The sequence below is a fragment of the Tissierella praeacuta DSM 18095 genome (assembly GCF_900128955.1).
GTDB classification, from domain to species: Bacteria; Bacillota; Clostridia; order Tissierellales; family Tissierellaceae; genus Tissierella; species Tissierella praeacuta.
In genome coordinates, this window is the sequence record NZ_FQTY01000003.1 from 83,040 (window position 1) to 97,050 (window position 14,011).

Here is a 14,011-nt window from a genome sequence, read left to right on the forward strand (position 1 = left end):
CAAATCAAGATATAAATCCTCTATTTTAAGAGGATTTATATCTTATATTAAAATAACAGATTATTGTTATATTGTTACTGGAGGAAAAAGTATGTATTTTAAATTTAGGGGTCAAAGAGTATATTTGGATTTAGATAATAAAAGTATGAGAGTTTCGGATAGAATTTATCCTATTAACTTGGAATTGAAGCCAGTTTTGAGAAAACTTTATGTGAAATTTAATTCTAGTTGTAATATAAATTGTGTATATTGTTATCAGAATCATGATTATAGACAGAATCCTATAGATAATTTAGATGATTACTATAAATTTTTAAAAAAGATATTAAACTACTTCGATGAAATCTATTTATTTGGAGGAGAGCCATTATTAGAAGAAAATATTAAAAATGTATTAGAATTTTTAGAGTTTATATATCCCACCACAGTTAATGTATATACTAATGGATATCATACGGACAAGATAAAGAATATTGTACTGGCTAATGAACAATTTAAAAATATCATAATTACTATAGATGGAACTAAGGATTTTCATAATAAAAGACGTATTACTAATAAATATACATATGATTATTTGATTAACGTTGTTGAAATGTATAAATTATCAGATAAAGATGTATCAATACAGATTAATATTGACCAGAATAATAATGGAGATTTAATTAATACACTGGAATATTTTAATAGTAGATTTTCAAACACCCCAAGAATGAATATTATATTAAATAGGGTATTGCATACGAATTATTCATATTCTCAAATAGATTTCATGAATTATATTAATGGTATTGGTAATTTAAATAAATATGAAAATTTAAATATATCTATTAATTCTAATATGCTGAATAAAATAATAGGAATATTAAATGAAGAAGGAGTATCATGTAATAGATGTGAAGCCGGAAATACATGGGTATTGGATTTTAATACTAAAGATATATACACTTGTCCTGAGGATAAAAATTTAATTATAGGTAAGTTTAACGAAACAAACTATTGCCTAAATACTAGAAAGATACAAGCTATACAGGAATATAATAATAAACATAATGACAAATGCAATGAGTGTAAATATAAATATATATGTTCGAGAGGATGTTTTGTGGCAAACGATTTACATGTTTCTAATTGCAAAGAAATGATTTTAGATGAGTTGAGACTGACTTTGAATATGTTAGATAATATAATTTAATTAATGAGGGTGAATTATGAAAAGTTACAAAAGAAAGACTAAACATCTTCTTTTGGCATTAGGATTATTTTTTAATTCTTTTGTAGTTATTTGTTTTTCATATAACATATCTTTCCTAATAGATAAGGTACTAATAGGGAATAAAATATATTTATTTAAATATTGGATAATTGCTGCAGTTTTTATAGCAATGGTTAGTAGTTTCACAACAATACTTTTGGGAAAATACCTACCTATTAGAAATGAATTGATTGCTTCTATTGATATATCTAAAAATGCTTTGATTAACCTTTTAAATTTAAACTATAAAAATTATAGTAAGAAAGATAAAGGGTTCTATTACAATGTAGTTACTAACTCAGCCTTTTCTTACGGGAGTATTGCAATTGAATTATACGTTCGCTGGGTTTCAAATTTAATGATTGTTATATTTGTGATAGGAGTTATATTTTATATTAATAAAGTTATAGGAATTCTTTTTATGCTATATATCCCATTAGCATTATTTGCTTCCTCTAAGCCTAGTGAACTTATTGCAGAGTATCAAGAAAAGGGATTACCTACTCAAGATTTGTTCTTAAATGAAACTAGAAGTATAATTGAATCAAAAAGAGAGATAAATATTTCTAAAACAAAGAAAGTGTTTATAAATAGATTTAATTCATCATCCTATAAGTATTTAGATTTTGTAACAAGATTTAAGCTGTATGAAATATTATCTACCAGTATACCTGAGATTATAACAAAGTTTTATAGTATTTTAATTTTATCAATCTCAGCTTATATGGGTTTTAATTCAAAATTGACAGTTGGACAGGTATTGTTTTTATATCAATTAATTAATTTCATTTCAAGACCTATTTCTGAATTAGTATCAACTATTGTAAGAAAGCAAGCTAATCAAGCCAATATTAATAGAATAGACTTATTAGAGAAAGAGTCGAAAGAATCATCTGGGTTTGAAGATATAAGAACTTCAGATACTCTAATTAGCTCAAATGGTTTTAGTATGTATAAAAACAATGAGAAGACAGATTTATTATTTAGAATGGGAAGTATTGATATACCAGTAAATTCATTTGTAATAATAAAGGGTGAAAATGGCAGTGGTAAATCAATGTTAATAAATTATATAACAGGAAATTTAGCAAAAGAATTTGGTCAGGGAAATCTATCTATATCTAAAGATATAGATAATTATAGTTACTTAACTTATCCTATTCTTATTGTTAATGGAGGTTTTAAAGATAATCTATTGGGTATTGAGCCGGAACCTAAAGTTTATAAAATGTTGAATATAGATTTTGACAGGAAAGAAATAACTAATAATCCTGTGAATTTAAGTTTTGGACAACAACAGAAATTGAATTTATTAAGAGTTTTATCCCAACCAAGTGATTATATGTTTTTAGATGAGCCTATGTTAAATTTGGATAAGATGACTCAGAATAATGTTGTAAAATATTTAGATTCAATAAAAGGAACGAAAACGATAGTGGCAGTAATGCATGATGAAAGTTTAGATTATTTAGCAGATTATATATTGGATATAAGCAAGAAAACAGTAGCTATTAGTGAAAAAACAAAATAAAGATGGTTTAAACCATCTTTATTTTGTTAATAGCCTCCTTCAGTGTATGCCATGATAAAACTGCACATTTTACTCTGGCAGGCATATTAGAAATATTTTGAAGAACCATAGCATCTTCTAATTTTTCTAGTTCATTTTCATCATTGATTTCTTTTTTAATCATTCCTATAAAGAGTTCCACTAAATTTAGTGCTTCTTCTATATTTATGCCCTTTATCAAGTCTATCATCATAGATGTAGATGCTTGAGATATGGCACATCCAGTTCCAGTAAATGAAGCATCCTTTATTATATTTCCATTAAGTTTTAATTGTAAACTAATATCATCACCACAGCTAGGATTATGACCATTTTCAGTAATATCTGGATTTAATAAGGGCTTTTTATTGTGTCCACTTCTATTATGCTCCATAATAAGTTCTGTATATATTGAATTAAGATCCATAGCCTAACCACTTCCTTACATTTTTAATTCCTTCAATAAATTGATCTATATCTTCTTTTGTATTATAGAGATAGAAGCTTATCCTTGAAGTTGCAGGAATATTAATATATCTCATTAAAGGCTGACAGCAATGATGTCCTGCCCCAAGGGCAACACCATAGGAATCCAAAATAGACGCCACATCATGTGGATGTATATCGTCTATGGTGAAGGATATTATTCCACCTCGTTTTTCCAAATCTATAGGTCCTTGTATATTTACATAGGGTATACTTAGCATTTTTTCTAGAGCATATTCTACTAGGATTTTTTCGTGATTATGGATATTATCTAATCCTATTTTTTGTAAATAATCAATGGCTGTTTTAAGTCCTATAACCCCTTCTACATTTTGTGTCCCTGCTTCAAATTTATATGGAAGGGGGGCAAATGTAGCTTCCTGTTCATAAACATATTCTATCATATCGCCTCCCATTAAAAATGGAGGCATATTTTCTAATAAGTTTTTCTTACCATATAATACTCCTATTCCCATAGGACCTAACATTTTATGGGCAGAAAAAACAAAGAAATCTGCATCCAGATCTTGAATATCTACTGGAATATGAGGAGTGCTTTGGGCACCATCTACTATAACTATGGAGCCTATTTTATGAGCATAGTCTATTATTTCGCCTAAAGGATGAATAGTTCCAAGGACATTAGACATCTGTGCAATAGATACAATCTTTGTTTTATTAGTTAATTTTTTCTTTATTTCTTCTGGAGGAATTCTTCCCTCTTCATTTAAATACATATATTTTAAAATTGCTTTTTTCTCTTTTGCTATCCTTTGCCAAGGAAGTATATTGCTATGATGTTCCGAGATTGCTAAGAGTATTTCGTCATTTTCTTTTATAAATTCCATTCCATAGGAATTGGCAATTAGATTAATGGATTCAGTAGTGTTTCTTGTAAAGATAATTTCTTCTATATACTTAGCATTTATAAATTCTCTTACCTTTTCTCTAGCTAAATTATATTCTTCTGTAGCCATTATGCTGAGTTGATGAGCCCCCCTATGAGGGTTGCCATGAGAGGTTTTGTTGTAATCATTTATGGAATTAATAACTTGTATAGGTTTTTGTGTTGTAGCACCATTGTCTAAATATACCAATCTATTACCGTTTATTTTTTGATTAAATATAGGAAAATCTTTTTTTATTTCTTGGGGATTTAGTTTAATCATTTATAAGTCTCCTATCAACTTCATTACTAATTAATTTGCGTAAATTTTCCAAGGGTATTTTATCAATTACTGGTCTAAAGGATGCTTCTATAATTAGCTTTTTCGCTTCTCTTTCATCTAATCCTCTGCTCATAAGATAAAAAAGTCTATTTTCATCAATTTGTCCTGCACTTGCAGCATGTTCTCCCTCTACATCATCTTCATCACATAATAATGCGGGGATAGAGTCAGATTTCACCGTGGGATCAAGCAGTATTACATATTCTTCTTCAGTTCCCTTAGAATGCCTAGCTCCTCTTTTAAAATCAAGATTTCCTCTAAATACTTTTCGAGATTTATCTTTGAGAACTCCTTTAGTTTCAATTGTACTTATACTTCTAGAACCTTGGTGTATCATGGAATAGCCTAAATCCATTTTACGTGTACCATCTCCTAAATATATAGATGAAAGATTGGACTCACTGGCTTCACCTTCTAAAAAGGTGGTATAGTTACAACCACTAATATTACTCCCCAACTCTACTGAGAGCCAATTTACTTTGCCTTGTCCTTCTACAAAAGCAATATTTGAATCAAAATTACATGAAATATCATTCATCCTCTGAATTTTTATTATATTGACTACAGAGTTTTCTTTTGCATATACAACAGTAAGTCCATTGTGAAAGCCTTCTACTTTTTCACTAGAGCTATAGTCAATAACTAAGGTTATCTCACTACCTGATTCAGCTATAATAATATTTTTATCTATAACAATAGGATTTTTATCATCTATATTAAATTCAATTTTTATAGGGGCGATAATTTTGGTGTTTCTAGAAGGGGATAAAGCTATACCACTATTATAAAATTCTTTAGCGAAGGAAATAAATTTATCACCTAACCCTTGAATTCCATCTATATTAAAATAGTCATCTGCATCTTCAGTTATTTTTATTAACTCAACTCCAGGGGGAAGACTATTTTCAAGTTTTATATAATCCTTTTTATAATCTGCAACCTTAGGAAATTCAAAATCTTCTAATCCAATTCTTTTCCAAAGCATTTTATCACTCCTTATCCAATAGTGCCTTCTAGCTCTATGTTAATCAAATTATTTAATTCAACTGCATATTCAAGGGGGAGTTCCTTAGTTATTGGCTCTACAAAGCCCCTAACTATCATGGCTTTAGCTTCTTCTTCACTAATTCCCCTACTCATAAGATAAAAAATAGCTTCATCGCTAATTCTACCTATTTTAGCTTCATGACCTATATCTATATTGTCATTATTCAATTCTATTATTGGCAAAGTATCTGATTTAGACTTATTATCGAGCATCAATGATTCACAAGATACTGATGATTTGCAGCCATATGCATCTTTAGCTACTTTAAGTAGTCCTCTATAAAATGCATAACCTCCATCTTTAGAGATGGATTTAGAATTAACTGTTGATGTTGTGTGTGGAGCTGCATGGACAACCTTGGTACCAGTATCTAAATGCTGCCCTTTTCCTGCAAAGGTAATTCCTGTAAATTCTGATCTTGCACCTTCTCCCCTTAATATACTCATAGGATATAGCATGGAAACCTTGGAACCAAAGGAACCTGAAACCCATTCAATAGTACCATTTTTATCTACTACAGCTCTTTTGGTATTTAGATTATACATATTTCTAGACCAGTTTTCTATGGTACTATATCTCAAACTTGCATTTTCCTTTATAAAAAGTTCTACACAACCAGCATGAAGATTGTTTACCTTATATTTTGGTGCTGAACAGCCTTCAATAAAGTGAAGGTTTGCTCCTTTTTCTACAATTATTAAGGTATGCTCAAATTGTCCAGCTCCTGGTGCATTAAGTCTAAAGTATGATTGCAGTGGAATATCTACTTGGATTCCATTTGGTACATAGACAAAGGAACCTCCTGACCAAACTGCTCCATGTAAAGCCGCAAATTTATGGTCATTAGGGGGAACAAGTTTCATAAAGTATTCTTTAACTATATCTTCATATTCCTTTAACGCTGTTTCCATATCAGTATATATTACTCCTTGGTCTACTAATTCTTGTCTGATATTATGATATACAACTTCCGAATCATACTGTGCTCCCACTCCAGCTAAAGATTCTCTTTCTGCTTGAGGAAGACCTAATAATTCAAAGGTTTTTTTTATATCTTCAGGTACATCATCCCAACTATGTTTCATAGCAGCATCGGGTTTAATATAGGTTATTATATTTTCCATATCCAGTTCTGATAAATCTACTCCCCAAATAGGCATTGGCTTACTATTATATATTTCTAATGATTTCAATCTAAAATTAGTCATCCATTCAGGTTCGTCTTTTTCTCTTGATATTTCCCTTATTATCTTTGGAGTTAATCCCTTATCAGATTTATATTTATAAGAAAAATCATTTTTTATATCATAAATTCTCCTATTAATATCTTTGATAAATGTTTTTTTTCTTTCCATATTTCTCACCTCTATTTAATGGAAAACTCTGATTTAATATTTTCATATCCCATTTCATCAATTTCTTTGGCTAATTCTATTCCACCAGTTTTGACTATTTTTCCATCAAGTAATATATGGATATAATCTGGGTTAAGATAATCTAATAATTTATTATAGTGAGTTATTACCAAAATGGAGTTCTTCTCATCTTTGATTTTTTTTACACCTTCTGCTACTATTCTTATGGCATCTACATCAAGACCAGAGTCTGTTTCATCTAGAATAGCAAGCTTAGGTTCTAAAATAGACATCTGTAGAATTTCGTTTTTCTTTTTCTCGCCTCCTGAGAATCCAAGGTTTAAATATCTAGATGCATATTCTTCTTTCATTTCTAGCTGCTCCATTTTTTCTTTCAATAGCTTTTTAAAGGGGATAAGCTTTTGTATTTCCCCTGAAACTGATGTTTTTGCAGTTCTCAAAAACTCTTCTACAGTAACACCAGGTATTTCTTCTGGATATTGAAAGGATAAAAATATTCCTTTTTTAGCTCTTTTATCAGCCTTTAGATTATTTATTAATTCTCCTTCAAATTCTATTTCTCCACCTGTAATTTCATACTTTGGATGTCCCATTAATGTATATGCTAAAGTAGATTTTCCACCTCCATTAGGTCCCATGATAACATGAGTTTCTCCTTCTCTGACCTGTAAACTAAGTCCTTTTAATATTTCTTTACCTTCTATATTTACCTTCAAGCTATTTATATTTAATAAATTTTTTGCCATAAAAATCTCCTTTACATGAAATAAATTATATAAATGATAATAATTATCATTTATATAATTATACCACTAATTTTTAAAAGTAAACCTACCAATTTACTAGGAATTATTGTAATTTTTAACTCATAAATTTTCCAATATGAAAATACAATTTAAGAGAACTTATATCTGAAAAGGAGAGGATTAAAATGGGCTTAAATAGTTATATATTAATGTTTATGATACTTCCCCCAATTATGTTAGGTGATCCAGTAAATGGAGATATGAATAATGGGGAAATAAATATTATAGAGAGTATAGTGTTTCAAGATGAATCAGAAGAAAAAGCAGATAGTATTCAGGGCTTAATAGAAGGATTAAAGGAAGGTTCTAAGGATGAAGTCATAATAAAAAAACAGGAAGAAGTTGAGGAAGATATTCAAGAAGAAAGGCAAGAAGAAATAGATAAAGAAATTAAGGAAATCCTTCCTGAAGAAGTCCAGGAAGAACAGAAAGCAGAAATTATAAAATTTGATATTAATGGATTAATGCTAAGAGAAGGCATATCTAGTGATGAGGTTTTGAAGCTTAAAAGTTTCTTGAAGAAAAAGGGATATACAGATATAGTAGATGGTTATTATTTTGATAATAAAACAAAAAATATTGTAGCTAGATATCAAAAAGAGAATGGATTGCAATCTGATGGTATAGTTGGGAAAAATACATATCAAAAGATAAATGAAGATATGGAATTAAATAAGATAAGTATTTCAGAAATAGAAGTAGAATTTACTTCAGAAATATCAATAGGAGATTTTATAATAATTAATAAAAGCAGTAATACCTTATACCATATAAGGGAGAAAAAAATAGTAAAGAAATATCCTGTTGCAACAGGGAAGTTGCCAGAATATACTCCAGAAGGGAAATTTACTATAGTAACAAAATATGTAAACCCAGCATGGGGAGGGGCAGGAAAACATAAACCTATAAAGGGAGGAGAGCCAAATAATCCCCTTGGTAAGAGATGGATGGGGTTAAGTATAAGGGGAGGAGGCTCCTATGGCATACATGGAAATTCTAACAAGAATAGTATTGGCAAATACATTTCATTAGGCTGTGTTAGAATGTATAATGAAGATGTAGAAGCCTTGTATAATCTAATTGATAAAGGAACACCTGTATGGATAGGAAATGAAACAAAGCTTAGAGAATATGGTGCTATATTTAAAATTAATTACTAGAAAAGGTAAAAAAGTCACAAATTCCATATAAAAGATGGTTAATTTATAGGAATAAAGAAATAAATTTTATACAAATAGGTGAATTTTCTACTGGCATACATTCTGTTCTTAATATAAGCATGCCTGTTTCAACTATATAATTAGTTTTGGGTTGACTTACACCATTTATAAAAAGAATTAAATAAGAAATCTCTTCGGGGTTAAGAATTCCTCTATTACCATACATAGTCAACTCATCTTTATTGGTATAAATTATTTTTTTACAAGCAAGTGTATTAAATTGATAAGTTTCTGCTTTAAGAATTTGATTGTTTTCATCTTTTATTTTTAGAGACTGTAGGATAATGGGTACACCTTCTTGAGGAATATCTGCTGTCTTTAGTGTTAAAGTACCTGGTTTTACTATATAGTTTGTTTCTGGCTGTAATACTCCATTAATAAAGAGATTAAAATAGGAAACTTGATTTGGGTCAGGAATTCCTTGATTACCGTATGTTTTTATTTCGTCATTGTTGTTAAACTCTTTCTTAATTCCATTTGAAATTGTATTATATTGGTAGTTTTCTGCACTGAGAATTTTATAACTGTTATTATTAAATGAGCCAGTAATTTCTGCCCCTAGTACAACTATACCATTAGAATTTAGGCTTCCTATATGCCAGATTATTTGATTATTTTCCAAGGAGGCAGTACCTTGAGTTAAGCTTATGATGTTAACATTAACTAAATTATCTAAGAATAAGGTATCCGTCATAATCACATTGCTAAGAGGACCGTATCCGTTATTTAATATATGAATTTCTATTTTCCATGTATAAGAGATATTGTTATTAATCTCAATAGGACCTGATACAATATATTTTTTAATGATTAAATTACCGAATATAGAGGGACATCTATTATCTAAATTGGTATTTAATGATTTCTTTCTAATATATAAATTATCTGGAGATGGAAAAAAATTAGGAAAATCTTTAGATTTAAAAAAGCTACAGTTTGAATTCTCAATAAAATCTTGGCAATATGAAGTTTCTGGATAAAATTCAAAACTAGGTATTAATATCTGAACCTTTCCTATTGCCTTAATAATAATAAATATGCCTACTGGAAAGTTTAATTGATTATCTGACTTAATAGGAGTTTTCAAAAGCTTTGAATTAGTCTCTACTACAATATTAAATGAAAGTTCATCTCTTGCTTCTGGTATAAACATAATAATATCCTTAACTATATCAGGAAGATGTCCTTTGATAACAGTATTATCTGTAGTAGTTATTTCAAAGGGTATTCTCAAGACAAATTCAACTCTTTTACAGTTTATTCTATCTTTTATTTTAGTTATTACTAGACTGTTTTTTATAATAAATCCTGATTTGAATTTAATGTTTTTAAAGTTATTATCACCTATATCTATACTTATACATTTAAAGCAATTTTTTTGTTGATATTGAGAATAAACTTTGTTGACAATGATAGAAGTATTCTTGAAGTCATGTAAATAATCTAAGATTTTTATAGATGCCCCAGAAGATATATTTGATAGTATACAAGTATTTGAATTTGGATCTAACCCTAAAGCAATGGTCTTGTTTAGAGAGCGTAGTCCAGTAGCAGTAAAAAGACCTTCTATTTCGAAGATAGCTGTTAAGGTTTTATTTGGAGGAAGTTCTTCAATATTCCAAATAATAGAGTTGTTAAATATGGAAACATGTCCCCATGATACAAATAGAATACTGATATTATGGAGTTCATCAAATAGAGAATAATTTGTAACAATAATATTTTCTAAAATATTATTTGTCAGATTAGTAACTTTTAGAGAAAATCTCCATCTTTTAAATTTATTGGAGAAGGCAGCTAAAGGTTTATTTAATACAGAATTTTCAAGTAGCAATTTTTCTTTTGGTGGGTTGCCAGGTGGAAAGACTATTATTTTAAAATCCTGTGAAGGACCTGCAAGTATTTTACCAGTAGATATATTTCCTACTACTGAAGAAGTACATAAGTTTCTAAAACCATCCATTGAAAATGACCCTGCTATATCTATAACTAGAAGGGAAGTTTCAAGACTTTTTAGTATATCAATTTTCCAAAGGATTTCATTCCCAGATAAGTCAGCAGTTCCTTGAGATAAACTAACAATCTTAATATTATTGATATTTTCAATAAGCAAAGTATTTGTTACAACAATATTTAATATATTATTATCACTAAGATTAGCTATTTTTATTTCTATTCTCCAAGCACCGACTTTTCCAATGTTTATCTCCATTGAACCTGATGTAAGAGTATTGGTAATATCTAATCCTTTGATAACTTCTATTGGAATACTAGAAATAATATCTGTTTTTACATGACCTAGTGAACTATTTCCAGTTGAGAAACTTCTGCTGATAAAACGAATTCCACTACATTTAAAATAACCATTCACTTTAAAACTTGCAGCTGCAGATTCTCCTACATTTAAAACATCTATATTCCAAGTAATCATTTTGTTTTTTATAAGGATATGACCATGAGATGAGGAAAGATTTTGTATGTCTAAAATAGAGTCTATCAGAATATTGTCTGTGACAATAATATTGTTTACTGGTATATTTTCTATATTGCTTATTAATAGTGTGAACTCCCAACTGGATATATGTCCTGTAAAAATACATTGGGGACCTGACATAATAATTTTCTTTAGTTTTAGATAGGACTTTACATTATCTCCAATATTAATATCCATGTCAGTCACAGGTTCAGTTGATATATATCCAGAAGGAATATTGCTATCTACTATGGCAGAATTAAGTTTCTTTGAAATACCCTTCTTAAAGGTAATAAAATTAATGATAATAGTAGTACCTTTTGGGGGGATATCTTCTGTATTTAAGACAAGAAGTCCTTTATGAATCTCATAGTTTACCTTTGGTTGCAATACTCCATTGATAAATAAGTCAAAATAAGATACTTTACTGGGATCAAGAATATCTTTATTACCATATTCTTTTAACTCATCATCATTTGTATAAATTCTTTTTATTCCATCAGACAATGTATTGTATTGATAAACATCTGCACATAATAGTTGTTTTTCAGAATTAAAAGATTTTTTTTTATTTCTTAAACAAGAAATAATTTTAGAAAGTTTATCTTTAAACATAATTATCACTCCAAAAATAAAGATATAAGATATTTTCTTTCATTATCTTATGTATATAATAAAAATGAGTTCTTTAAAACCAAAATAAATAATTGGATAAATCTAAAAGGATGTGCAATTTATAGCACATCCTCAAATATGATAATTAAGTTGTTATTGTAGTTGTAGAATCAGAGGCTGGAGCAAAGTTGTTTACAATTAAGGTAATTGGTGCACCAACGGGAACTGTAGCTGCTTCAGTAATAACAACTTGAGAGCCATCAGCACTAACTGTAAATAGACTAGATTGTTGTAATGTTCCATTGATAAATAACAGATAATATCCATTGTCTGTAGATTTGGTTGTCAGATTTCCTGTTATAGCATTACCAGCGTCATCTATAAACTGATTAGCTGGGATAGTAAGGGTACTACCAGTTCTTTCATCTTCTCTTAATTCATAAAAATATTGTTTGATTTCTGGCTTAAGATCAGTATCAGTTGTTGTAACAGCATCTATTGCAAGTTTGAATAATTTTGTAGCCATGATTTATCCTCCCCTCTATTGAACTTTAAATCTGTCTATATTCTAGTATATTAGACAAGTTATTAATTTGTTACTCATGTCTAAATATATTATTATAGAGTTAGAGGTTAGAAAACCTATAATAAATAGGTGAAAATTTTATATTTTCTAAAACACCCAGTTTCCATTTTCAAACAATTTAACTATATTACCATCTTTTTCATATGCTGTAATATTGAGTTCTGGCCCACCTACCATAAAATCCACATGGATTAAACTAAAGTTAGCACCTTTATCCATTAACTCTTTTTGAGTCATATGTGATCCATCTCTCATGGCATAGGCATAAGCACGACCTAGGGCAAAATGACAGGAGGCATTTTCATCAAATAGGGTTTCATTAAATAGTATACCAGTATTTGATATAGGGGAATCGTCTTGTACTAAGGCAACTTCTCCTAAATATTTAGCACCTTCATCATTTTCCATAAGTTTTTCTAAAACATCATATCCCTTTTCTGCATAGAAATCTACTACTTTACCATCTTTAAAAGTAAAACCAAAATTATCTACAAGTTTTCCATTTAAACTTAGAGGTTTTGTAGCTCTTAGAGTACCATTTACTTTTAAACGGTGTGGAGTAGTAAAGACTTCTTCCGTAGGAATATTGGCTACATAGGAATCTCCAGATTGACTTATTTTTGCCCCGCCCATCCAATAGTGTCCATTGGCTAAGTATACTTCCAAATCAGTTCCAGGCCCTTTAAATACCAACTTTTCAAATTGCTTTTCATTTAAAAAGTTCCTATATTTTTTTAGATTTTTATCATGTGTTTCCCATGCCTTTATTGGATCTTCTTCATCAACTCTAGTTGCAGCAAAAATATTTTTCCAAAGTTTTTCTATGGCATTTTTTTCATCTAAATCAGGAAATACTGACTTTGCCCATGAAGCTGATGGCATAGCTATTATATTCCATTTGGTAAGTCCAGTCATTCTATATTTCATTACAGGTGACATTGCTTGAGATGCTGACTTTTGACTTTTAGCAACTATTTCTCCATCTATATCCTTTAATAATTCAGGGTCAGAAGCAAGAATGAAAATATGATGATAATTGTCCTTGTACATAGCTTCAAGGGAATTTGCTTTCCACTCTGGAAAATTTTCAAATACATAATCTTTTCCATATTTAAATCTTATTAAACTCATTTCATCATCATTTAGTTGAAATTCTACATGCTTTGCTCCTAATTCATATGCCTTTTTCATTATTAATCTTGCAAGGGGTAAGGTATGAGTATTACCTGTTATTATCAGACCTTCCTTTTCTTTTAAATTAACTCCAACTTTTACAGCAAGCTCAGCATACTTTTCAAGATTATATTCAAAATTATTCATAGAAACCTCCTTATATAATTTAGTTTATACCTATTCTTAGCAATTAAT

11 protein-coding genes are annotated in these 14,011 nt (G+C 29.2%); 3 read left to right on the forward strand and 8 right to left on the reverse strand.

The features are described 5' to 3' along the window. Positions 1-91 precede the first annotated feature (91 nt). Complete coding sequence (locus BUB33_RS05075) at positions 92-1,195, forward strand: radical SAM/SPASM domain-containing protein (RefSeq protein WP_072973885.1); 1,104 nt, start codon at positions 92-94, stop codon at positions 1,193-1,195. A 16-nt stretch (positions 1,196-1,211) separates the two neighbouring features. Further along, positions 1,212-2,786, forward strand: a complete 1,575-nt coding sequence (locus BUB33_RS05080; protein ID WP_072973887.1) for an ABC transporter transmembrane domain-containing protein — start codon at positions 1,212-1,214, stop codon at positions 2,784-2,786. A gap of 7 nt (positions 2,787-2,793) precedes the next feature. Here the strand turns inward: BUB33_RS05080 and sufU are convergent, their stop codons facing one another. From sufU to sufC, 5 genes are read right to left on the reverse strand one after another with little or no spacing between them, the layout of a single operon-like run. Next, entirely contained in the window at positions 2,794-3,231 is a 438-nt protein-coding gene (gene sufU / locus BUB33_RS05085) for a Fe-S cluster assembly sulfur transfer protein SufU (protein ID WP_072973889.1), read from the reverse strand. Then, positions 3,221-4,459: a cysteine desulfurase gene (locus BUB33_RS05090; RefSeq protein ID WP_072973892.1), complete on the reverse strand. Its 1,239-nt coding sequence runs from the start codon at positions 4,457-4,459 to the stop codon at positions 3,221-3,223. The genes sufU and BUB33_RS05090 overlap by 11 nt, the downstream gene beginning before the upstream one ends. Then, complete coding sequence (sufD, locus tag BUB33_RS05095; protein ID WP_072973895.1) at positions 4,452-5,504, reverse strand: Fe-S cluster assembly protein SufD; 1,053 nt, start codon at positions 5,502-5,504, stop codon at positions 4,452-4,454. The genes BUB33_RS05090 and sufD overlap by 8 nt, the downstream gene beginning before the upstream one ends. A gap of 11 nt (positions 5,505-5,515) precedes the next feature. Next, entirely contained in the window at positions 5,516-6,922 is a 1,407-nt protein-coding gene (gene sufB / locus BUB33_RS05100) for a Fe-S cluster assembly protein SufB (protein ID WP_072973897.1), read from the reverse strand. An 11-nt stretch (positions 6,923-6,933) separates the two neighbouring features. Continuing rightward, positions 6,934-7,689, reverse strand: coding sequence for a Fe-S cluster assembly ATPase SufC (gene sufC, locus BUB33_RS05105; protein WP_072973899.1), 756 nt, complete (start codon positions 7,687-7,689; stop codon positions 6,934-6,936). A gap of 185 nt (positions 7,690-7,874) precedes the next feature. Here sufC and BUB33_RS15700 point away from each other — a divergent pair, with 185 nt between their 5' ends. Next, on the forward strand, positions 7,875-8,909 hold the full coding sequence (locus BUB33_RS15700; RefSeq protein ID WP_084725186.1) for a L,D-transpeptidase family protein: 1,035 nt from the start codon (positions 7,875-7,877) through the stop codon (positions 8,907-8,909). A gap of 43 nt (positions 8,910-8,952) precedes the next feature. Here BUB33_RS15700 and BUB33_RS05120 read toward each other — a convergent pair whose 3' ends face one another. The 3 genes from BUB33_RS05120 to BUB33_RS05130 form a co-directional block, all read right to left on the reverse strand. Further along, on the reverse strand, positions 8,953-12,057 hold the full coding sequence (locus BUB33_RS05120) for a DUF4183 domain-containing protein (protein ID WP_072973901.1): 3,105 nt from the start codon (positions 12,055-12,057) through the stop codon (positions 8,953-8,955). A gap of 145 nt (positions 12,058-12,202) precedes the next feature. After that, positions 12,203-12,583 (reverse strand): DUF4183 domain-containing protein, encoded by a 381-nt coding sequence (locus BUB33_RS05125; protein WP_072973903.1) that lies wholly within the window; start codon positions 12,581-12,583, stop codon positions 12,203-12,205. 147 nt (positions 12,584-12,730) lie between these two features. Then, positions 12,731-13,963 carry an aminopeptidase gene (locus tag BUB33_RS05130; protein WP_072973905.1) on the reverse strand — a complete coding sequence of 411 codons (1,233 nt, stop codon included), beginning with the start codon at positions 13,961-13,963 and terminating at the stop codon, positions 12,731-12,733. Positions 13,964-14,011: the final 48 nt, after the last annotated feature.